The 22114-nt window shown below is 68.0% G+C and carries 19 protein-coding genes and 3 pseudogenes; 14 read left to right on the top strand and 8 right to left on the bottom strand.

Translation table 11 applies throughout. The features are described from left to right. The first annotated feature begins 279 nt into the window (after positions 1–279). From EAO71_RS25625 to EAO71_RS25590, 6 genes are all read left to right on the top strand, one after another. Positions 280–1599 carry a hypothetical protein gene (locus EAO71_RS25625; protein WP_147980171.1) on the top strand — a complete coding sequence of 440 codons (1320 nt, stop codon included), beginning with the start codon at positions 280–282 and terminating at the stop codon, positions 1597–1599. A gap of 159 nt (positions 1600–1758) precedes the next feature. Beyond that, positions 1759–2325, top strand: a complete 567-nt coding sequence (locus EAO71_RS25620) for a hypothetical protein (protein ID WP_261992347.1) — start codon at positions 1759–1761, stop codon at positions 2323–2325. Positions 2326–4051: 1726 nt separating this feature from the next. Further along, on the top strand, positions 4052–4540 hold the full coding sequence (locus EAO71_RS25610; protein ID WP_147980169.1) for a hypothetical protein: 489 nt from the start codon (positions 4052–4054) through the stop codon (positions 4538–4540). A gap of 554 nt (positions 4541–5094) precedes the next feature. Beyond that, entirely contained in the window at positions 5095–6489 is a 1395-nt protein-coding gene (locus EAO71_RS25605; protein ID WP_147980168.1) for a Mucin-2, read from the top strand. A gap of 912 nt (positions 6490–7401) precedes the next feature. After that, positions 7402–7695: a subtilase-type protease inhibitor gene (locus tag EAO71_RS25595; RefSeq protein ID WP_147980167.1), complete on the top strand. Its 294-nt coding sequence runs from the start codon at positions 7402–7404 to the stop codon at positions 7693–7695. A 241-nt stretch (positions 7696–7936) separates the two neighbouring features. After that, positions 7937–8599: a YwqG family protein gene (locus EAO71_RS25590; protein ID WP_147980166.1), complete on the top strand. Its 663-nt coding sequence runs from the start codon at positions 7937–7939 to the stop codon at positions 8597–8599. A gap of 638 nt (positions 8600–9237) precedes the next feature. Here EAO71_RS25590 and EAO71_RS40130 read toward each other — a convergent pair. Beyond that, positions 9238–9318: pseudogene (locus EAO71_RS40130) on the bottom strand (YdcF family protein); the annotation flags it as partial. Between the two features lie 300 nt (positions 9319–9618). On the opposite strand from EAO71_RS40130, the gene EAO71_RS25565 reads away from it, so the two are divergent. Then, positions 9619–9813 (top strand): hypothetical protein, encoded by a 195-nt coding sequence (locus tag EAO71_RS25565; protein ID WP_147980163.1) that lies wholly within the window; start codon positions 9619–9621, stop codon positions 9811–9813. Between the two features lie 88 nt (positions 9814–9901). On the opposite strand, the gene EAO71_RS25560 is transcribed toward EAO71_RS25565, so the two are convergent. Beyond that, positions 9902–10567, bottom strand: coding sequence for a Pr6Pr family membrane protein (locus EAO71_RS25560; protein WP_147980162.1), 666 nt, complete (start codon positions 10565–10567; stop codon positions 9902–9904). Positions 10568–10662: 95 nt separating this feature from the next. On the opposite strand from EAO71_RS25560, the gene EAO71_RS39170 reads away from it, so the two are divergent. Next, positions 10663–11139 carry a Mu transposase domain-containing protein gene (locus EAO71_RS39170; protein WP_261992346.1) on the top strand — a complete coding sequence of 159 codons (477 nt, stop codon included), beginning with the start codon at positions 10663–10665 and terminating at the stop codon, positions 11137–11139. Positions 11140–11274: 135 nt separating this feature from the next. Continuing rightward, positions 11275–11581 (top strand): annotated as a pseudogene (tpg, locus tag EAO71_RS25550) (telomere-protecting terminal protein Tpg); the annotation flags it as partial. Positions 11582–11678: 97 nt separating this feature from the next. Here tpg and EAO71_RS25545 read toward each other — a convergent pair. Both EAO71_RS25545 and EAO71_RS25540 read right to left on the bottom strand, forming a co-directional pair. Then, entirely contained in the window at positions 11679–14444 is a 2766-nt protein-coding gene (locus EAO71_RS25545; RefSeq protein ID WP_147980161.1) for a tetratricopeptide repeat protein, read from the bottom strand. Continuing rightward, a complete protein-coding gene (locus tag EAO71_RS25540; RefSeq protein ID WP_147980160.1) occupies positions 14441–14827 on the bottom strand; it encodes a hypothetical protein in 387 nt (128 codons plus the stop codon). Before EAO71_RS25540 ends, EAO71_RS25545 begins: the two co-directional genes overlap by 4 nt. Before the next feature lie 208 nt (positions 14828–15035). On the opposite strand from EAO71_RS25540, the gene EAO71_RS25535 reads away from it, so the two are divergent. Both EAO71_RS25535 and EAO71_RS25530 read left to right on the top strand, forming a co-directional pair. After that, on the top strand, positions 15036–16229 hold the full coding sequence (locus tag EAO71_RS25535) for a glycosyltransferase family 4 protein (protein WP_147980159.1): 1194 nt from the start codon (positions 15036–15038) through the stop codon (positions 16227–16229). A 40-nt stretch (positions 16230–16269) separates the two neighbouring features. Further along, entirely contained in the window at positions 16270–17550 is a 1281-nt protein-coding gene (locus EAO71_RS25530) for a glycosyltransferase (RefSeq protein WP_147980158.1), read from the top strand. 239 nt (positions 17551–17789) lie between these two features. Here the strand turns inward: EAO71_RS25530 and EAO71_RS25525 are convergent, their stop codons facing one another. Both EAO71_RS25525 and EAO71_RS25520 read right to left on the bottom strand, forming a co-directional pair. Beyond that, positions 17790–18065, bottom strand: coding sequence for a hypothetical protein (locus tag EAO71_RS25525; protein WP_147980157.1), 276 nt, complete (start codon positions 18063–18065; stop codon positions 17790–17792). 74 nt (positions 18066–18139) lie between these two features. Beyond that, positions 18140–18763 carry a DUF6000 family protein gene (locus EAO71_RS25520; protein WP_147980156.1) on the bottom strand — a complete coding sequence of 208 codons (624 nt, stop codon included), beginning with the start codon at positions 18761–18763 and terminating at the stop codon, positions 18140–18142. A 256-nt stretch (positions 18764–19019) separates the two neighbouring features. Between EAO71_RS25520 and EAO71_RS25515 the strand changes: the two genes are divergently transcribed. Continuing rightward, complete coding sequence (locus tag EAO71_RS25515; RefSeq protein WP_147980155.1) at positions 19020–19580, top strand: SUKH-4 family immunity protein; 561 nt, start codon at positions 19020–19022, stop codon at positions 19578–19580. A gap of 79 nt (positions 19581–19659) precedes the next feature. Next, positions 19660–20431, top strand: a pseudogene (locus tag EAO71_RS25510) (transposase). A gap of 110 nt (positions 20432–20541) precedes the next feature. Here the strand turns inward: EAO71_RS25510 and EAO71_RS39165 are convergent. After that, on the bottom strand, positions 20542–20916 hold the full coding sequence (locus EAO71_RS39165; RefSeq protein ID WP_261992345.1) for a hypothetical protein: 375 nt from the start codon (positions 20914–20916) through the stop codon (positions 20542–20544). 99 nt (positions 20917–21015) lie between these two features. Between EAO71_RS39165 and EAO71_RS39160 the strand changes: the two genes are divergently transcribed. Next, positions 21016–21261 carry a hypothetical protein gene (locus EAO71_RS39160; RefSeq protein ID WP_261992344.1) on the top strand — a complete coding sequence of 82 codons (246 nt, stop codon included), beginning with the start codon at positions 21016–21018 and terminating at the stop codon, positions 21259–21261. A 71-nt stretch (positions 21262–21332) separates the two neighbouring features. On the opposite strand, the gene EAO71_RS39155 is transcribed toward EAO71_RS39160, so the two are convergent. Continuing rightward, positions 21333–21632: a hypothetical protein gene (locus EAO71_RS39155; protein ID WP_261992343.1), complete on the bottom strand. Its 300-nt coding sequence runs from the start codon at positions 21630–21632 to the stop codon at positions 21333–21335. Positions 21633–22114 lie beyond the last annotated feature (482 nt).

The raw sequence follows: 22114 nt of genomic DNA, 5'->3' as shown, positions 1-22114 counted from the left end.
CCGGCGTGCCCGGACCTCAGCTGTGCATCCGCCTGTAAGCCGACAACGGGAGGCACTCGAGCGGGCTTCTCGTGCTCCGGGCGCCCGTGCGATGCAAGGGGAGGCGCACGGCCTGAACCATCCGCGGGTCGTCCCGGCACGGCGAGAGCTACGGGCCCATGGCGCTGACTCCCAGGGGTTCATGAAGGGCGCGCGGTAACGTCTTGATCGGCCGATGACGGGCACGGCGTCATCAACCAGCTTTCGAGACTCAGCCGTTGCGCTGAGGTGGGGGGTCATGTGAAGCGGGCCATCGTCATGGGCGGAAGCTACGGAGGGCTCTTCGCTGCCCGTGTGATGAGCGACTACGCCGAGGACGTCGTGGTGGTGGAGCCCGACGTCATAGCGGAGGACGGGTTCGGCCGACGCACTCCGCAGCGGCACCAGCTCCACGCCCTGCTGGCCATGGGCCACACGCAGCTGGAGAGGTGGTTCCCCGGGATCACCGAGGAGCTGGTGAAGGGTGGTGCCCTCCTCGGTCAGGGCGATGAGGTGCAGTTCTACCTGGACGGACGCCGCAAGGCCCCGGCTGTGGGTGCACGCATGCTCGGCGCCACCCGGCCGTTCCTGGAAAGTCACCTGCGGCGCCGTGTCGCCGCTCTGGAGAACGTGCGGTTCAGCCAGGCGCAGGCCACCGGCCTCGTGTTCCGCGAGGGCCGTGTGGTGGGCGTGGCGACTGCGGCGCCCGAGAGCGGCGACGGGATCGGGGAGACGTTCGACGCCGAGATCGTGGTCGACGCGATGGGTCGGAACAGCCCTCTGGAGGACTGGCTTGCCCGGGACGGCTGGGACAAGGCGCCCGTGGACAGCATGAGGATCGACCTCGGATACGCCACCGCCTCCTTCCGCCGCAAGGATGAGCTGGGCAGCACAGTCGTCGCTCACTCCAGCCCGGGGCCCGCGAGCGACTACCAGCCCAAGGTGACGGAACCAGGCGCTCTGGTTGCGGTGGAAGGAGACCGCTGGTCGGTTGTCCTGGCCGGGTACGCCGACTACCGGCCCGGCCCCGACCCAGAGGAGTTCCTCCGCCGGATGCGCCGCTGCGTCGATCCGATCCGGACGGTTGCGGACGTCTGCGAGATGATCGGGGACGTCAAGACGTACCGCTTCGTCGAAAGTCGCCGCCGGGTGCACTCCCGCCTGAACCGGTTCCCCGGCGGCCTCGTTGTCGTGGGAGACGCTCTGGCCAGCGTCAATCCGATCTACGGGCAGGGCCTGACGCTGGCGGCCCTGGCGGCCAACGCCCTCGGCGCCTACCTCCGCACCAACCCTGACCTGCGCGATCCGGCCTGGGACTACTTCCGCCTCGTCGAAGCCGTCGTGGACGGAGCGTGGCAGCTCTCCACTGCCGCCGACCTCGCGCAGCCCCACGTCACCGGCCCCTACCCCCGCGGCTACCGTGTACAGAAGTGGGTTGCCGACAAGCTCACCAAGGCGTCCGTGCTCGACTCCGCCGTGAACACCCGATACATGGGCGTCGTCAACATGGAGCTCCCGCCGAAGGCACTGACGGACCTCCGCTTCCTGGCCCGGGCCGCGCGCGTGCTGCTCAGCAGCTGAGGCGGCCGCAGCTGCTCAGCAGCTGAGGCGGCCGCGCATGCGGGGGATGGGTTCTCGAACCGCGCTGGGGGCGGCTCATGCCTAACGGCTGTCCCGTAAAACGATCTCCGTCTCAGCTGTGTCGGGGGTAGTCAGAGTGGTCGGCGTAGGCTGCGTGTGGTGCGGCTGCCCGGTCCGCCGGAGCGGCCTGTCATGGGCTGGGCGGAGCTGCTGGCCACTGGCGCGTTGTGGCCCCGGCTGAGTGAGTACCGGGACATCCCGGCCGGTGTGGCTCTCGCCCATGTGGTGGTGGCCGCCAGGGGCGCCCCGGTCGAGGTGGCACCCGGGCCGGTCGCTGAGCTCCTCGGGCGGGCACTCGGCGCTCTGCTGCCCGCCGGGGAAGGCGCGAAGCGGCTGGACCTGGCGGGACCGGGGTTCGGCGAGCCGACCGCGGACCTTGTGCTGGTGCCGGTCCATCCGCAGACCGGAGAGGTGTGGCAGCCGCGCACCGGGGCGATGCCGGTACCTGTGGATGCCGCGCTCTGGGCCGAGTTGGCCTTCCCGCCGCGCCGGACCCGGCTGCCTGTGGTCGGCGGGCTGCCGGCAGGCGTGGAGCGGGACGACCCGCTGCCGCCGCACGCGTGGTACCCGTTCCAGCCCTCCGGGGAGGCGTTCCGGTACACGCTCGCGCGGATTCCCGCCGTCAGGGAACCGTGGCTGCGGGCGATCTACGAGCGAGGATGCTGACCCGTCAGAAGCTTTGGGTTCGACGTAGACGGCGTAGTCACAGACCGAGTCGCAGCTGGGACCAGAACTGGCCACACGTGACTGACCGACATCACACATTAAACGTCAGTAGCGCGGAGCAAATTTCGGATCCACTTTTGGAATAGAGTATCGCTTATCACCTACATGTCTGTTTCTCTACAAGTGGCGCGTAGCCAGGTTCTGCTTCGGTAATGTCGCAGGTCACGCAGTCTGCTCCCCGCACCCGCGGGGGTGGTCCGAGGATGCCGTGGATCGCGCCCATCACCGGGACCTGCTCCCCGCACCCGCGGGGGTGGTCCCCCGCGCGCTTCCTGCGCCGCGGTCGCCGCCCGCTGCTCCCTGCGCCCGCGGGGGTGGTCCCGAAGCCGGCGACGCGGCGGGTGGCTTTGTCGGTGTGTAGCGAGAGCGTGTGTTGCCCGGGTGTGAGAGCACTCCATGTGCGCGGAAGGCTGTGTTGACGTGTTTCAGCAGCACTTGGTCGCTTGACGCGGGGTTACTGTCGTGTGGTGCCCTGGGGGTGGCTGCAAAGCCAGGCAGCACGCCGCGTACGGTCAGCGCATGTACGACCGACGAGACCCGGGTCAGGGCACCGGCAAGGCGGCGCCCAAACGTGGTGCCTCCGCTGCCGAGGGCACCACAGAAGCCGAAGCAGTGGTCTTCGTTTGCGTGACATGTGAAGTCCCTCTGACGGGCCCCCTCACTCGACTGCCCGCAGTTCCCGAAGCGCCGTACTACGCGTGGTGGGACGCCGAGGAGCCTGGTCCGTCGCCGCCGACTGTGCCGGCAGGCTGCTACGCCATCGAGACAGAGCCATACGGTGCCCCCCTGGTGGCCTCAAAGGTTTCTGCACAGGCAATGCCGCGCTACGGGACGATAGGTAACGAGCACGGGCAATGGCTCGTGTCACAGGGCCCGCGAGGCAACATCGTCATCAACCCGGACGACGCTCACGGCCTGGAGTATCACCACGTGTCCTCCGCTTGCTGCGGAGCGACCCCGACCGGCGGAATGAACCAGCTGTGTGCCTGCGGAACCCTCGTCGCCACGCTCAGCTCGGACTGCTGCTGTCCGTACGAACTGCATCTTTCAGCAGACCACGTCCGCGCTGTTGGCCCCTGAGATGAGAGCGGACCGCTCTCACTTCTCGCCGACCTTTCCACGTCTGTCAGGCAGCGGATGATGCCAATAGCCACCGACATTCGCTGCCAGCCACACCAACACAGCCACGGCGGGGGAGCCGTTGGTCTGCTCCCCGCACCAGAGGGAATGTCCAATGCCGCTGCCCTTCCAGATCGCCCAGGTTCACGTCGGCTGGACCGGCTGGGCATCGACCTTCAATGCCCTGCGGCAAGAAGATGCTCGGCCTCAGCGGACGGCCGTGATCCGCAGGTTTGGGCGATTGTTCCGTCGCCTCGGTCGCGGGCGGCCAGGCTGCTGTGTCGGTGGCGAACGCGGAGGCGAGGGCGCCGGATGTTCAGCGTGCGAATGGGGACGAGGCCCCTCAGCATGGCTTCATGATGGAGCGCCGGATCTCGTGCCGCGTTGTGGTGGTGAGTGCCTTCCTTGTTGCCTTGGTGTCCTGCTCAGATGGCTCTGACGACGTTGGGTACCCGAGCTCGGTTCCTTCGTCCCAGGCGGAGGCCGTGGCAGGTGTGCCTCCGGGGGGGCGGTACTTGGGACAGTGGAACCTGGTCAGCCCTTCGAGGTGACGGTCCTTGCCTCGGATACTGTTGACGATCCTCACAAGTGGCAGTTCACCGTACGCAGCGTCGTCTGCGGCAAGCCCCTTGACCGGGCGGTCATGGCATACGCTGCCGACTCGGTCGGCGCACCGACGGCAAGGCCTGCCCCGGAGCCCGGCAAGCAGTTCTGCGTTCTCACTATGGACGCACTCAACGTAGGTAAGAGCATGGCCTCTTGGGGTGCCGACAGTCGGGTGAGTCTGAACGTCGCGGACACCCGCTACACGATGTCTCAGAAGGACGCAGACTACGCAACAAACTACGCCCAGTACTGGAACAGCAGGGGCCAGACGGGGCCATCCTTCGGTCTCAATCCGGGCAGTCGGGGACCGGTGCACGCGGTCTTTCAGATACCGGCAGCCTCGAACCCCAGCAGCATCTGGATCACTGCTGGCACTGCAATCAAGACCATCGATGGCGTTCAGCCGGGCTACCTTGTGGTTCTCACATGAACACCGAGCATCGGCTTCCGGTAGAACGGAAGCCCGCCCTGATGGCGAGCAGCTGGTCCACGTGTTGACGCCGCTGGCGACCGGTAGAGTCGCCTGCCTCCTCGCCCCGGATGGCCTGCGGATTGAGCCGACGAACTCGCGAAGGGAGGAGCGGCTCCCCGCGCCTGCGAGGAAGTCCCACGGGCGGGCCGTTGGGGTGGACGCGAGCGCCCTGCCTGCTCGGAGTCCCCGAGGACAGCGTCGAGCTTGACATCCCCGGGACGCTGCCGATGTCGCCGTCGACCGTGGCCTGCTGGAGCGCACCGCCCGTCTGACGCGGTACTCCCCGTCGCGGGGCCCGCGTCCTCTCCCCGGCTTCCAGCCTCACGGCCTGCACTCGCAGGAGCAACTCCGCCTTTCTGTTGGGCTGGTGACCTAGTGGTCCTCCTTTCGGTAGGTATCTGTGCTGGTCAAAGCCTCAAGGATCGGTGCAACGGTGGTCGACAGATGTCGTGCATGGCATAGGAGATCATGGGCGCGGACCTATCGGGGAAGACACAGGGGGTAGGGGAATCATGGTTGCGTTCCACGCATCCGCGCTGGACGGAGTGGCCCGAAATCCGGCGCTGCCGACGCCGCTGCTGCTGCGCCTGCTCGCCCTCGGGGCAGACGGTGACCGTCCGCCCCGTGATGTTCTTCACCGGGCCGGACTCCCCGAGTCGGCCGTCGCGCTGATCCTGGCCCACCCGAACCCGGGGGCCCGGATCGATTTCGCCATGAGTGCCAGGGCGGAGCCTGCACAGCGGGCTCGGCTCGCGGACGATCCTTCACCCAAGGTGCGGGCAGCTCTCGCATATGGACCCGAGGTGCACGATCCGCGCGCAAGGGTCGCGCCGCTCCCGGATGCCGTGTGCGCCCGCCTGCTCGACGACCCGGATCCTTCCGTACGCATGGCCCTGCTGGAGTCGCCCCATCTGGAGCCATCGTTCGTGGCATCGATGGCCACTCATCACCGTGCGGCAGCGCGCCGGGAAGCGGTGAGTGCATGGGAGGGTCTGTCGGCGGGCGAGCGGTTGGCACTGCTGGCCGACCCCGACCCCGAGGTGCGGCGGGCCGCCGAGCTGCAGAAGTGCCGGCGGGATGCCCGCCTGACCGCCGAACTCCTCCGCGACCCCGAGTCCGTCGCCGAGGCGCTGCGCCGCGGGCTCCTTGACCGTGCCGCCGCCGAGCGGTGCGTCGCCGAGCGGACGCACCTGACCTCCCTCGCCGAGAACCCGTCGCTGCCCCCGGACCTCGTAGAGCGGCTCGCCGTGGACCCCGACGAGGCCGTACGGCTCGCCGTCTCCCTTCGGCCCGAGCTGGACGAGACGCGGCGCATGGCCATCGACTTCGCGGCCGGGGACCTCGACAGGGGCAACGGCGTGTGGTGGGTGCGGGACGGGCTCGCCGACCCCGAGGTAATGCGCCGGGCCGCGACCTCCGCTCACCCGCTGCTCCAGCGCGCCGCCGCCCGGAGCCCCCATCTGCCGCCTGACCTGCTGCGCCTGCTCGCACGCGTCGAGGACCCGGTGGTGGAGAACCTCCTGGGCATTCACCACCCCGACGCTCCGGAGGAGGTCCTGATGCGGGTGTTTGCGCGGCTGGGTGGGACGTTCTCCGCCTGGATGGCGGAGACGCACCCTCGGTTTCCCCGCGAGGGCCTGGCCACCCGCTACGCGAACCACCCCGACGGAAACTACCGCCGGCTGGCCGTACGGGATCCGGCCGCCACGCCGGAGCTGATCGAACGGCTCAGCCACGACCCCGTCGTCTGGACGCGTCAGGCGGCGGCCCGCGACCCACGCCTCCCGTTCCACCGGCTCCGCGAGGCCCTCCTCGTCCCCGAACTGGCATCCAGCGCGGGTGCCAACCCGGTGCTCCCCGAGGACGAGATGGCCGCCGTCCTGGACCGGGCTGGCGTTCCCGCCTGACCGCTGGGCGGAACCGACTTGCTCGCACCCCAAGTGAAGGCTGTGATCGACTGACCAGCGGTTGGTGTCTGGGTTCGCCGGTCAGCGGGGGCGGTGAGGGGTGCTGTTGAGCTGTGTCATCAACTCGCGGTTCGTGGCGCGGGATGCCTGGAGGTCTTCTTCGCGTTCGGAGAGCTGGTCACGGAGCTCGGCGACTTGTTGTTCAAGGTGGTCGATCTTCCGCTGGAAGGTTTCTGAGTCGGTGGGAGCGCCGAGGCCAGTGGCGCGCCAGGCGTCTTGGCCAAGGGCTTCGGACAGGCGTTGTTCGAGGCGGGCCACATGGCCCGCAAGGCGGATGTTGCGTTCGGTGAGGTTGGCCAGATTGCTCAGCAGGGAGTTGCGGCTGACCTGAGGCCCGTTGGTGTTGTTGGTCAGCCTTGGCTGCCACGGCTGCGTGGAGGTCAGCGTGGCGGTAGATCAGGCTGCGGTGAGCACACGGAATACCGGCGGGAGCACCTCGACCACCCCCCGCGGGGCTTCCCTGCCAAGACCAGCGCCGACCCGCAGCCGATTCATGAGCATCCAGGCTCACCTACGAAGGAGCCGACCTGCGATGGTCGGTAAAGGTAAGGCGCCGCGTCGGTGCCCGCGAGTAGCGTCTGGAGTGAACAAACACGTAGGGATCGCTACGCCTCGATTCTCGACTTGGCCGCAGATGAAGATCGCCCGCGCGATCCAGACCTTTGCCGACCTGCGCGCGCGAATCAACCTGTGGGCCGCCGGCGCCCCCTACACCGTCGAGCCCCGCATCTGCGACGACCGGACGACCGTATCGTTCCTCTCCAAGGTTGTCGCTCCACCGCCGACCGACGAATGGTCCCTCTGCCTCGGCGATGCCCTGCACCCGCTGCGGAGCGCCCTGGACGCCTGCATGTGGGAACTCACCTGGACGGCCAGGAGCCGTCCAAGCCGCGCATGGTCGGCCTACCGGACTGCCGCACCGCAGCCGACTGGAACCGGGCTCGGCGGGACAAACTGCAAACCGTCCCAGACCTCTACGCCGAGCGGATCAAGCAGGTCCAGCCGTTCAGCACGCCACCTGCACGCCAAGCGCGCCCCGTCACCCTGACGGCACGCGGCACGTACCAGGGCCGCACCATCGACTGGACCCGGACGTACGGCAACAACTCCGAGGCCACCCCCAAGAGAGCCGTCTCCTACTTCTGACGGGCGTCCCGACCCGTACACGGGCAGGACGCCCCTACCCTGAGCCGCGACACGGGCCACCGAGCCGATTGGTCCTCGCTCACCCACCCGCCTCGTACCGCGCCCCGTACATCTCCGTCCGGGGGCGCGGCCACGTCCACCGGAGTACACCGTCACGGAGCAGGTGCGCCGGCTACGGCAACGTCTGAGGCCGAGCCGGGGCCGGGGGCATGCGGTGGCGACCCGCCTCTAGCCTGTCGCCATGCAGACCACTCTGATGATTTATGACGGCACCGCTCCGGCAGACTCCGACGTCCCGCGTACCGGGGGCGTGCCGCTGGCTCCTGCGGGATTCGCGTGGCCCATGTGCGGCTCCTGCTGTGGAGGGCCGCTGCAGTTCTTCGCTCATCTTCCCGTCGAGGATGGTGTTCTGTCGGTGTTCGTGTGCCAGAACGACCCCGGCGCATGTGAATTCTGGGACGCCAGTTCCGGCGCGAACCGGGCCTACCTGTTCCCCCGGGAGGGACTGCAGCCGATGGCTGTGCCCGAGACGGGACTGACGCTCCTGCCCGCCACCTCAGCGATCCGAACCCAGGTCGTCACGATCGACCCCGATGACACATACGACGACGATGACGGCGACGAACTCGTGCCTGACGCATACGACCTTGCCCGGTCGGGATGGAAGCGGGAACCCGGAGAACGGTTCGGGAAGCAGCGCGAAGTGCTCGGGTCGTTCGGAGGCAGCCCCTCCTATCTTGAGGACGACCGACTGCCCGCATGTCCCTCCTGTGCGGGCGCGATGGATTTCGCGGCGCATCTGGAGGCAGGGATCTCCTCGGAGACCGCGATGAACCTGGGCGGCCAACTGGGTTACGTCTTCGTGTGCCGCGCTTGCCGCGCAGGTGCCTTCCTCACGGACTGAGCACACCGGACGTCGGGCATTTGGTCCCCAGGCGTTTCCACTCGGCTGACGCCGGCCCGGCCGGTCTCCGGCAGCAGGTGCGTGATCAGGGCTGCGGTCTTCTCGTCGGGGGCGAAGGTGGTGGCGATCTTGGTGAAGTAGGCGCCCAGCCTGTCGCGCTCGAAGATTTCCATGGCGATGTCCCTCTCCGGTGATGAGTCGGGCGGCGCATGGGGCGTGCGGACCGTCTCCAAGTGGGAGAAGCTCCAAGCGCTGACCGACCCCCGCCCGGACACCCAGGCGATCCTTGACACGGCTGGACGTCCCGGAGGACGTGCATGCCGCATACGAGTCGCTCATCCGCGACGCTGCCCGCGGTCCGTTCGGTGAAGGCCCCGTGCAGGGCGAGCTCGTGCCGGCGGCAGTACTCGGCCAGAGCGGTGCTGATCGTGGACGTCACCGGCTTTTTGAAGAAGGGTGTGCGGTCGGCCGGGGTCCAGCGGCAAATCAGCACCGATCACTCTCAGGTGGTCGCCGCCCGCGCAAAGTGGACCTACGACGCAGCCGGCCGCATCATCCAACGGCGCAAGAAGCGCGTCTCGGTGGGACAGTGCGATCTTCTGGTGGGCCACCGACCAGTCCGCCGGTTCGGCGAGGTCTTCGCGGGCAGTGGCGAACGACCGCCTCTCCATATAGGGCTTGGAGATCAGCATCACCGTCGCCGGGACGATGCCGGCCGAGGTCGGCAAATCGTGCTGGCCTGGTGGCGGGCCCGCTGGAACCCCCCAGAGGCGCCGCAGGTGACGTAAGCCGGTGCCGGCCCGGGTGTCGGTGCGGGATTCGAAGGCGGAGGCAAGGGCCTGGCGCAGGAGCCGATGCAGGACCGGCTCGCCGAACCGCGACAGCCCCGCCCTGGTTCAGACGTATCTGCGCCGAACTGGTTGGAGTGCGGGCACGACGGGCCCGTATGGTGAAGCGGTGGTCGAACGAGCACAGCGCTTCGCACAAGGCAGCGCCCACACCACCACGGGGGAGAGCAGATGACGAGGAACAACCCGCACGCGGCCGTCGCCACGACCAGTGACGCACCGGCCAAGCCGATCGTCCTGTTCAGCGACGAGATGTCCGCGTTGACGAACCCCCTGCCGGGCCCGAGGCGGCGCCTGCAGCGGCCGCTGGAAACCCTGGTCTGGCAGGCACCCCCCGCCCTGGAGGACGAGCAAGACCCGAGCTGACCGCGCCCGGGAGGCCCTCCGCACCGCTGCGGCCCCGGCGGACCTCGAGCAGACGTCACGGCATGCCGGACCCGCGGCGGACCAGGTTTCAGTACTGCCGGCCGGAGTGCGCGGTGGGCTCGGTCTCGGCGGTCGGGGCGACGGGGGCAAGGTGCCTGCGCCCGGTGAACCTGCGGTCGACGGCCACCAGGACGACTCCCAGCAGGTAGAAGGCCAGCGCCAGGGCCACGCAGTTGATGGCCACCGCGCCGTAGCCGTACTGGGCGACGTCCACGAACGGGTACGGGTAGCGCGTACCCGTGGTGACCATGACGCCGCGGACGAGGGCGAAGGCGAGGTAGAGCAGCGGGAACCCGAGCCACTGGAGGGCGTGCCGCCAGGCCAAGGAGCCCTTGGGGCCGAAGACCAGCCAGTCCAGCAGGGCTGCGGTCGGAGTGACGATGTGCAGCATGACGCTGTGCCAGTTGTAGTGCGTCTCCGAAATCATGACGTAGAAGGGGCTGGCCGGGTTGGCGAGCAGCAGGTTGAAGACCAGGCCGGTGATGAGGATGTACAGCGTCACCGCGCCCTTGACCACCGGCAGCCAGTCCTGCCCGCTGCCGGAACGGCCCGGGGCGCGGACCAGCAGCAGGGCGAAGTAGGCGACGAGCAGCAGGTTGCTCTGGATGGTGAAGTAGATCCAGAACTCGGCCGGGCCGGCGCCTTGGAAGCTCTGCACCGCGTCGCCGATGATGCCGGCCGCTCCTGCGAGCACCAGGCCTGACCGGACCAAGTTCTGCGCGACGGGCGACGGTCTGCGGTCTGCCGGCACGGCTGCTCCACGGGAACGCTGTTGAGTATTGAGCGATCATGTTACTCATCGGGAACCGTTTGCCGCTACCGGACAAGCCCTTCGTGCTCGCCTGCTGGTCCACCCGCTGGTCCACCGCCACCGTCGGCCCCGACATCCACGTCAAGGTTGGCCGCACCCTCTACTCGGTGCCCTGGAAGCTGATCGGCTGTCGCGTCGACGTCCGCTCCACCGCCACCATGGTCCAGGTCTTCCACGAGGGCCAGCTCGTCGAGACTTACGCCGCCCTTGAACAGGGGAAACGCACCGACAAGACTTCCAGGACCGCGGCCGCCGCGCCGGCGACCTCGAAGTGGTCCGCATGCTCGACGTCGAGCACATCGAGTTCGAGCTGTGACGCCCATCATGCGAGCACGCGGGTAACAAACCCCGTCCAGCGCCCCATAACTAAGGTAGGCGGCAGGCCGTGCCGTAGCAGCCCACCAGGCCGCATGAAATGCCCGACCTCGGCGAAAAGCCGCAGGTCAAGGAATTGAATGCGGCCTTCGTGCTGTCCACGCTGCTCGGGCTTGTGCCGCTTGGGCAGCCACCCGGCACAGTGCCGTCACCGCCGCAGCCCCTGCTCGCCGTCACCACGCGACGCACATGCCCCGCGCCTCCACACTCCGCCCACCCGCGCCCGCCTCGGCTACACAGCACCGATCGGGTCGACGGACGAGTCCCGCGTGCGTCACCTGAACATTGCCCTGCCCCCGCCTTATGCCGCCCGCCTCTTCCAGGCACAAGAAGCCGGTGGCAGTGATGTGGAGCTGCAGGAGATCGCCGCCGGGGGCTGAGGGGGTCTACTTCCAGGACGGCGGCCGCCGCGCAGGATCCCTTGAGGAGGTGTGCTGCACCGACATCGAGCACCGTCATGGAGGGCTGGCTCGGCATGATACCTGCGGATCTCGACGTTCGCGGTTCTCAAGCGTTCGATGAAGCCGCTTCGGTTCGATCGAAACGAAGTCGAGGTCGAGTGTCGTCGTCCAGCGGTCGCAGGACGCCATCTACTGGACTCCCTGTTCCTGTTGCAGTATCAGCAGCCGCCTGCCGTACGTTCGTGCTCCGTGTCGCCGATCAGCCGGAACGCCTTGCGTGCCTGCCGCAGCCGCAGTTCCGCGCGATCGGAGCGGCTGGCAGCCAGGTGCAGTCGGGCGGCCAGGGATGCGCTCTCTCCCAGACCCCGATTGCCGCCCAGCCTGGCGTAGATGTCGGCGGCGGCCTCTGCGTCGGCCACGGCATCAGCAGGCCTGCCGAGCCGTTCTTCACACATGGCGCGCCAGTACAAGGCGTCGGCTTCTCCCAGCGGATTCCCGACCCGCCGGTACTGATCGAGGGCTTGCGTGAACAAGGGCTCAGCGTCGGCCTCATGGCATTTGCCAAGGGCGACTCGGCCGAGGAGCTGCACCGCGTGTGCCGCACCCAGGGGATTTCCGACCTCTTCGTACCTTGTGCGGGCGCCGAGTGCCGCCTGAACCGCCTCATCGGTCCGTCCGGCGGCAAGATGGACGGTGCCGAGCAAGTGCAGGGCATTGGCCTGCCCGAGCTGGTTGCCCGTACGTTCGTGCACCGACAGTTCGACGCGGGCGTCGCTTTCCGCCCCAAGTAGGTCGCCCGCGGCCAGCCGGACCCTGCCGAAGATGTGCACCGCTCCTGCCTCGCGGAAGGCGTCACCGGTCTGTCGGTAGATGCTTCGGGCCCGGTCCGCCGCCTCGGTGGCCTCCGCCACGAATCCCTGGAGCAATGAGATGTCAGCGACCAGCCCCAGGGTGGAAGCAAGGCCACGCAGGTCTTCCTCGCGGTCGTACAGGGTGAGCGAGTTCTTGATGTGCTCCTTGGCACCCGCGAGGTCGGCCTGTCCGAGCCGGATGTGCCCCAGCAACTCCAGGGCGCGGGCCTGGCCCAGCGCGTCACCCTGGGCGCGGAACAGGACGAGGCTGTCGGCGGCCGCCTGGCTGGCTCCGGCGATGTCCATGCGCGCCAACCGAAGATGTCCCAGCCGGTGCAGACTCTCGGCGCGCCCTCGCACATGGTGCTCCCGTTCGAACAAGATCAGCGCGTCGTTGACCGCTTCGTCCGCTTTCGGCACGTCCAGTCTGCGGTGGCTCAGTTCAGCCAGGTGTAGAAGGGCTGTGGCTGCCCCGACGCGGTCACCCCTCTCGTCGGCCATGTCCCGGGCGCGGCGGTAACTGATCTCGGCGTCGTCGAGGCGCATCTGGAAGAAGGCGATCCGTCCCGCCGCGATGTGCGCCTCCACCATCAGCTGCGCGCGGTCGGCCGTCGCCGGACCCGCATCGTCGGAGACGACAAGTTCCACAAGGCGCAGAGAGGTACTGAAGTCGTAGCGGGACAGGGCAAGGTCGAGCTGTTCCTTCCAGGTTGCCATCGCCGTGTCCTCTCCGGTCGACAAGGCATGGAACAACGCGTCCATCCAGTTGCCCCTTGCGTGGTGGTGGCGGGTGGCCGCCTTGTGCAGGATGCGCAGCAGACCGGTCTGTTCACGCTCCAGGTAGGAGAGGATCGCGCCTCGCACCAGCGGATGCATGCGGTGCTCGAACCCGCCGGATGGGGTGCGCTGACTGTGGACGAAACTGTACGAACAAAGGTCTTCGAACCAGTTGCCGGACAGGCCGTCGGCATGCGGCTCGCCGCCCTGGTCTCCGGCGGCTTCCAGCACGTGGGCAGCGCGACCGGCCAGGGCCGCGTGAGCCGGGTCCACGACATCGAGGAGAGCCACAAGGGCGTCACGTTCGATGCGACGCAGGACTGAAGCTGCGGCCACTACCCGGCGGCGCTTCTCCGGAAGCCGGGAGAGTAGAACCCTCGAGGTCCACATTGGATCCGGCTCGTAGGCGGACGTCGGCAGCACAAGGTCCGAGGCCGGGGATCCGGCTGTCGCGCAGATCTCGGCGAGCACGTTCGCCCACAAGGGCAGCCCACCGGAAAGCTGGTGCACGGAGCGGGCCGCTGTGGGTGCGGTGATGCCGTGGGCGCTCAGGTAGGTGTGAGTGTGGTGCTCTCGCCACGCGTCCAGCCGGACCTGTTTGGCGCGATGCCCCGCAGGCGGGGTGAGCGGCTCGCGTCCCGCCAGTACGACGGCCAGTCCGGGCCACGCGTCGAGCAGGTTCGCCAGCACGTCGGACACAAGCCAGTGACGGACGCCGTTGCCGCCGTCCGCCCGGTCGGCTGCACTCCCGTCGAGGAAGTGCAGGCGCTCGGAGGTGTCTATGCACAGCACGTGGCGGGCGCCGGGCGGAAGTTCGCCCCGGTGATCAACCACGCCGCGTAACAATGCCTCGGTCATCCGGCTGAGTTCGTTGTCCCGCAGCAGGGCCAGGCGGCACCCGTCGCTGTGTCCCTCCCAGGAGATCGACACATTGGAGATCGAACTGTTGCGGGACGCCCGTTGACGCAGCCGCAGGCGTGGCACGGAGGTAAGGAAATTGCGGACGGTGTCCGCCGCGATGCCGCGGCTTCGGCGGTATTCCTTCAGGACCGTCCCGCTGTGCATCTCGAAACACCGGGCTACGGCATCCAGCGCGCGCCCCGCGAAAGCGATGCCGTCGGCTGTGCTCGCCTCGAAGTCGGTGAGGTGCTCCAGGTCGAGAAGATTCCCCGTGAGTCCGTGAGCGGGAGCGATGGTGTCCACCAGATGCGAGAGCAACGTGGTCTTGCCCTGCCCGGCCATGCCGTACACGAACAGCAGCCGCTCACGCGGATCCCGGCACAGACGATGGAACGCCGCCAGCGCTTCCTCCCGGTCGACGAGGACGTTTCCGTCGGCCCGGACGAGCGCGGTCACCCTCGGGCGTCCGTCTGCTGACCGTCGATGGTGCCCTTCTTGGCATCCCGGATGACCCTGGCGTCGCGCGCCTGCACGGTGGAACGGCTGATACGCCCGTTGCGTCGGGCTCGTTCGGTGACGGTAGCCGATCCGCGCGCAGTAACTCGCCCGTCGGTGATCGAGCCGCCACTGCGTACCACCTGACGGACCTCGGTTCGCCCGCCCGTCGACGCGCCGTGCGCCTGAACCCAGGCCAGTCCAGCGGAGAGAACGACGAGCACCGCCAGGCCCGTGCCGAGCCCCCAGGACAGCTCGTCGGTCAACAGGTTGGTCGCCAACCCGGTCGCGGCCGAAAGGACGACGGACAAGGCCGCCGAGGTTGTGACGGAAAGGTGGGGCACGAGTCGCACGCTCCTCTCGGGGCCGGGCATGGGCCTCTCTCAGAGTAGAGCGTCGGCATCGACGCGCGCGTGTTCCTGGCCGTATTTGTCCGCTGCAGCCGATCGGGAGATGGCATAGCACGTCGTGCGGCGGGCAGTGTCAGAAGGCCGCCCGGGCCCCGCAACAGGGGTATCGGCGACTGCATTGCGCGCGGCGCGGAGGTGGGGAATGCTCCGAGTGCTGGTGGACGGACAGATCGCCGGTGCCGACGGGATCGGGCGGTACACGACATGTCTGATTGCTGCCCTGCGCCGTGTCGGGGGCGAAGGCCTGGAGCTCTGCACAGCCCCCGCGTCCGCGCCCCGGTACACGACGGCGGAAGGTGCGAACCTCGTAGACTCTGTGCGCCACCACCGCGCCGAACTGCTTCACCTGCCGGACTACCGGGTCCCGCTCGAGCCAGCACCGGTGCCGATGCTGGTGACCGTGCACGACGTGCTGCGACTACGCGCTCCCCAGTATTGCTACCCGGACGGCGTCTTCGCCCACCGCTACGGTGGAAACGCTCTTGCGGGGCTCTCCGCGTCCGTCGAGAAGCTGCGGATCACGACGAGATGGCCGCCCGGTGCGACGCGCAGACCCCGCTCCCTGCATGAGGAGTTCTACGGCCGGATGCTGTGGCTCGCGGCTGAGAGGGCTGCCCGGATCGTCGTCCCCACCCGGACCGTGGCCGACCACCTCGACGAGGCGCTGGGGCGCGACACGGACACCATCGTTGCGCCTCCCGGAGCCGATCACCTGCGGCTGCCCGGACCACCGCCCCCGCTGCCTGCGCCGTTGCGTTTTGCGGGCTACCTGCTATACGTCGGCCAGAACCGCGCGCACAAGGGGCTGTCAACCACCATGCGCGGATACCTGCATTCCTCGGCCCCACGACGCGACATTCCTCTCGTGTTCGCGGGACGCGACTTCGACGCCGGCCGTCCGGCGGCAGCCTGGGCGACCGCCGCCGCCGGACGGCATGCGGTGTGTCTCGGCGAGGTGGGAGACGAACTGCTCGGCTCGCTCTACGCGCAAGCCGCCGGGCTGCTGCATCTGTCCCATCACGAAGGTTTCGGATTCACTCCTCTGGAGGCCCTCGCAACCGGCTGTCCGGTGATCGTTTCCGACCTGCCGGTGCTGCGGGAAACCCTGGGCCCGCACGGCACGTTCGTCCCTCCGGGAGACACGTCGCACCTCGCCCAGGCCATTGATGCGCTCCTCGGCAGGCGGACCTCTGGCGCGGCCGCACAACAGCAACGAACTGCGTGGGCAGCCCGGTACCGGTGGGACACGCACGCGCGGCGGATCCTGCGCTGCTACGCCGAAGTGCACCGACAGGGAGTGCGGTCGTACAAGTCGAATGGGCACCAGTCAGGGTGATGCGTGCCCTTCGTGGAAGCGCCGAGGGGAAGGACCGGGCGTGCCGCTCATCGCGATGGATCTCAGGAGCACCCATGACACCGGAGTCGCCCGCTACGGCAGGTCGCTGCTGGCCGCCGTGGCCGCGCCCGCCCGCGCTGCCGGGTTCCGCCTGCTCGTCGTCGTCCGGGATGGCGCACAGGCGGCGACGCACGATCTGCTCGTCGGGCAGGAGTGCGCCGACACGCACGAGATCGTCGGCATTCCGGGCGACACCGGCTTTCTGCGCGACTCGGCGGTCCTTCGTAGTCTGCTGACGAGGCGTCGTGTCGCCCTCTATCACAGCACCCACTACGTGGTGGACCTGGCCTGCCCCATCCCCTACGTGCTCACCGTCCACGACTTGCTGCGGTGGCGCTTTCCCCGCCTCACCGCCTCGGACGAGGATTTCGTGAAGACGTACGGCAAGCAGTGCCTGCACGACCTGTGGAGCGAGGTACTCGACTCGGACCGCGGCCCGTCCGCGCAGGTCGCTCGGGCCGCCCCAGCCGAACTGGATCCCTCCTGCGGTGTCTTCGCGCGCGGTTTCGCGGTGCTCACCCGAAGGCTGGTCCGTTCCGCGAGCCATGTCATCACGGTCTCCGAGGCCACCGCGCGCGAGATGGCCGAACTGGTGCCACCGTCCGGTGGATCCATGGTCGTCCCAGGTGCGGTGGACACCGACGTGTTCAGACCGCGTGGCCGAAGAGAGATCGACGCGGCACGGACCGCGCACCGGTTGGTCGGCCCATACGTGCTTTACGTTGGGCTGGCTCACCGCGGCAAACGGCTGCCCTGGCTGATCCGGGAACTCGTCAGGGTGCGCCCGGCTTTGCCGCCGGACACGCGGTTCGTTGTGGTCGGTGGGCACGCCGAACGCGACGAAGAGACGCGCCGGGCGGTGGAAACGCTAGACGCCGCCGACTTCGTACGGTTCGCGGGACGCGTGGATGACGACGACCTGGCCGCCTTGTACACGGGGGCCACCGCATGCCTGTCGGCCTCCGTGGGCGAGGGAAGCCACCTGCCGTCGCAGGAAGCGTTGGCCTGCGGCTGTGAGGTCGTCGCACCGGATCTGCCTGCGCTGCGGGAGACCACAGCCGGGCACGCCCACCTTTACTCTCCGGGCCGTGCCGGGATGCCCGGCTCGCTGGTGACAGGTCTGCTCGACGGCACGGTTCCCGCACGCGCCCGCGGCTATGCGCCTGGCTCCTGGCACGACTCGGCCGTGCGCCTGATCGCCTGCTGGGAAAGCATCCTGGGATGGAGGAACGGGGTCCTTCCTCCCTCGCCCTTCCCGTAGCAGATGGGGAGCCGCTTGCACTGGTGGAGCCTGGCGGTTGGGTCGGCCGCACGGCGAGGTCGAAGGACTCCGGGTCAGCTTGGCTGGCGCCGAAGACAAGCTCGCTCAGGTCGACGCATTGGCCGAGAGGAAGTCGACTGCGGTCCAGCTCGGCATGCCGGGCTTCAGCCGGCCTGGAGGAACCGCTGGGACGCCGAGACCAACGTCATGATCGGAGTCAGAGGTGAGCGAGACGAAAATCAAAACGGAACTGACAGTCCAGCCTTGCGCAGCTGGGACAGAGCCGCGGACATGCATTGCTGCACAGTCCTCCCATCAGCACCCATGCCATGCTCCGAGGGACCCCCACTGGCGGCGAACGTCCAAGCCGGCGCGTTGTCGGCCGCACTCTCGGCGTCCACTCTGATCATGGCGTTCACGCCCTGCTCACCCAGCCATTCCAGGATGAGGAGCGTCACGTCCTCGATACCATTATCCTGGTCGATCTTTGACCAGCGGCCCTGGTTTCCTGTCATTGCTCAGACTCTACCGAGGCGTCCGAAGCAGTCGGCTTTCAGCGCCGTCAGGTGAGGGGGCTCAGTTCCTGGGCTCAGTTCCTGGGTTCCGTTCTGGCGAAGAGTTCAGCGCACTCGCTGGCGAAGGAACAGAGCTGGTCCACGATCTGCTGGTACTCCTGTGGGTCCCGCACCGTGTTCGGTGTGGTAGCAGTCCACTGCTGCCACAGTCCATCGGCCGCAAGGTATGGGGCTGCTCGCTCGGTGCCAAGGACGGCATCGAGGTGAAGCAGAGTGCTGAATACCGCGGTTTGGTCCCAGGGGAGGTCCGGTTCAGGCAGGTAGCGATCAAGGTATTGGCAGAGCAGATCGGCGTCCTCGCTGGTGCCGAAGGTGGCAAGAGCGATGCAGAGGGACCCTTGGTAGGGGCCTCCGCTGGCCAGCAGCAGTTCGCCGATGCGGCTGCGGAACTCGGTCCTCCCGGCCACGGCAACCAGCCAGGAGGCGGTCCTGCGCTCTCGCCACCCGCCCTCAAAAAGGGTGCCAAGTTCCCTGGGAGTGATCTCCCGGGCAGCTTGGACCAGCTCCCTTACGAACAGGTCGCGCTCAGGTCCGCTCAACCGCAGTGAGCTTCCACCCAGCCGCATGTACCGCCGGCCAGGCGTGACAAATCGTCGGACCAGGTCCATCAGCTCGGGGTCGCGGCTTGCATAACGCATGGCTGCATCCTTACGCAGGAATGACCCAGCTGCCCGCGGTTTACCCAGGCCCTGCGTAGCGATCGCTAGTTCAGAGAAGTGACCAGCCCGAAGCTGATGGCGCCGGACCAGGTGGTGTGCGGCATCGGTGTCCCTCCAGGCAACCCCCTGGCGGTCGGGCGTCCAGGCTAAGGGCTGTCCCGCAAACGTGATGCCGCCTTGGCCTCAGGTCTGCTCGATAGGGTCAGGGCCGCAGCCGACGGAAGAGGATCGTTCGATGGCGACGTATGACCAGCTGACCGAATGGGCCGGTCCGGAGCATGTCACGCGAGCCGGACGGGACATTGTCGCCGGCTGGCGGATCCCGGAGTTCATGAAGACGCAGCTCGTCGAGGTGGGCATCCCGGTGGCTCCGCGCCTCATCGAGCGGGTCGTGATGCAAAGCGAGGCCGACCCAGTCCTCCACACGTCCCAGGGTCAGCTCTACCGCCTCACGGAGGACACAGACCCCCATAGACCGGCTGAGCGATCATGGTTCGGCGTTGAGCCGGAGTCCGGAACGGTCCATTTCGTCATGCCGGATGGGGAGGCATGGTTCGCCAACTCGGGTGTCGACGTGTGGCTCAACGTGCTTCACCACTACGGCAGCCGCGTAGCCGCCTCAGAGCTTCTCAGCGAGCCGGACGGCCACGAGGAGTACCTCTCCGAAGACGAGGAAGAGCGGGCCTTCGCCGAGCTGAACCGGCTGGCAGAGGAGCTGAAGGAGATCGACCCGGCAGCCTTCAACGGCTACGAGGGGTTTCTCTGGCCAGCGCACCTGGACCGCTGGCTCTACTGACCTCGGCCGGCAGATCCAGGGCCCGCAGGTCTGGACCCGTGCGGAAAGCCAGGCCGCCCACGACTGAGATGATCAGCATGTGGGGGCTGTGATCACGACGTCGGAGCCGTCATGGATAGCGCCGTACTCCGGGCTCACTCCGAAGCAGTTCGGCAAACTGATCACCGTGCTGCGACGCGGAGAACCGTCCCTTGCTTGCCGGGGTCGTCCGTGGAGTCTGCCGCTGGAAGACCGGGTGCTGCTGGTTGCCGCGTACTGGCGAACGAACCTGACCTTGCGGCAGCTGGCCCCCTTATTCGGGATCTCGAAGTCGTCCGCAGGCCGGATCGTGAGCCAGCTCGGGCCCTTGTTCGCGCTGCGGCCGCAGAGCCGCTTCCGCCGAGACACGGTGCTGATCGTGGACGGCACCCTGGTGCCGACACGGGACCACAGCGTGGCGGAGCAGTCCAAGAACTACCGCTACTCGACCAACCACCAGGTCGTCATCGATGCCGACTCACGCCTTGTCGTCTCCGTCGGCCGGCCGGTGCCCGGCAACCGCAACGACTGCAAGGCATGGGAACTGTCCGGAGCCAAGAGCTTGGTCGGCAACACCACCGTCATCGCCGACGGCGGGCTACCGCGGCACCGGTCTGATCATCCCGCACCGCCGAGAACCCGGCCAAACCGAGCTACCGGCCTGGAAGGAAGCCCACAACATCTCCCACCGCAAAGTCCGCGCCCGAGTCGAGCACACCTTCGCCCGCATGAAGACCTGGAAGATCCTCCGCGACTGCCGCCTGAAAGGCGACGGCGTCCACCACGCCGTTATCGGCATCGCCCGCCTCCACAACCTCGCTCTGACCGGATAACGGATCTACGCCGACGGCTGATGCGGAGCACGTCTGAGATCACTTGCGGGACAGCCCTTAGGCACGTGCTGGTCGTGATTGCATACCCCCGCCCCTGCATCGGTCCTTCCTCATGCGCGGTCTAGCCAGGCCTCGGGAAGGATGACGGACGTGGGAACCGGGGTGCCCACGGCCACGAGGAGCCCTTGGGGAGCCGGGCCTGCTGCGCCTGCGAAAGTCACATTGCCACCAGAGAAGGTTGCTCTCGGACCGCCGACTCTGGAGGCTGCGAAGGACACGTCGCTGCCTGAGAACGACGCGGCATCGAACTGCACGTGGCCGCCCGAGAACACCGCGCCCGTGAACAACACCAGACTGTCTGAGAACGCTGCGCAGAAGAAGGACATATCGCTGCCCGAGAACTCTGCGTTGCTGAAGGACAGCCGGCCGCCCGAGAGCTTCGCGAAACTGAAGTCGATGTTGCCGCCCGAGAACACTGCTCCCATGAAGGACACCCGGCCACCCGAGAACACCGCCTGACTGAAGTCGATGTCGCCGTCGATGGTGACGCCGGTGAGGTCGAGGTCGCAGCCCTGCCAGGAGCGGTGGGTTCCCTTCGGGCGGCGGTAGTGGTCACCGATGAGGCGCAGGATGGTGTGGCGGACCTTGCGGAGGGCGAGGTAGCGGTGGTGTTCCTCCAGGTGGGTGGGGTCGGTGCCGGGGTCGGGGGTGAAGGGGAGCTGGAGGTAGGCGCACAGGACGTCGATGCAGGTCTGGCGGAGGCTGTCGTCGGGTGCGTCGTCGGCGAGGCCGGCGAGGGCGTGGACGCCGCCGAGGCGGACGGCCGGTGAGTCGGAGCCGAGTTTGTCGACGGCTTGGGAGAAGCGTTCGGTGTGGAGGCGGGTGGCTTCGCGGTGGGCTCCTACCTCGTCGACGCGTTGGCGGCGGTAGGCGACGACCAGGCGACGAGTGCGCCGGCTCCGGCGACCACTCCGAAGGAGAGCTTCACCAGGTCGAAGAGGGTGTTCGCGTCGAGCTTCGTGTTGTTGTCGATCTGCTGGACGTCCAGCAGAACTATCAGGCCGTAGAAGACGCCGGATGCTGCCAGGACCGCGGCGGCGAACGTGATCGCCAGGGCCCGGCCGACCTTCGAGAGCCGGAGTTCTCGATCGCTCGGGTCTGGTCGCGGACGTCGAGTGGATGCCATGAGAAGGAAGACCACGTACCAAAGCCCACGGTTGCACGCGCACGCCCGGGCCTCACGGGGCCCGGCGGTCACTTGGTTCGGGTTGTAGCCCACCGCGGCCTACCCGAACCTGCCTCCCCGTAGGCGCGGGGGACGGTCCTCGCGGAGCCGCATCTCGAGGGGACCCGCCGCGGTCGACCCTGCGCCCGGGAGGGTGGATGGGTCGCACGGCGACTCGGTGCCGGCTCATGAGGTCGTTGCTGTGGTCGGTGGTGTCGCGGGGTTGCTGTGTGATCGCGGCTGCTGGTCCCTCTGGCCCGGTCAGGTACCTAGTAGGTACCATGAGGGGTATGCCGTCTTTGAACGTCACCTTTACCGATGAGGAGCTCGAGGAGGTCCGCGCCGCCGCGGCCGCCGAGGGCAAGTCCCTCAAGCAGTACGTCCACGATCTGCCGCTGCGTGAACGCCAGCGCCGCCAGTTCGTCCGCTACGCCGCCTCCTGGGGCGAGGCGCACCGG

It is taken from the genome of Streptomyces sp. MS191 (genome assembly GCF_008042125.1).
Taxonomy (GTDB): domain Bacteria; phylum Actinomycetota; class Actinomycetes; order Streptomycetales; family Streptomycetaceae; genus Streptomyces.
This window is presented reverse-complemented; position numbering and strand designations above follow the sequence as displayed.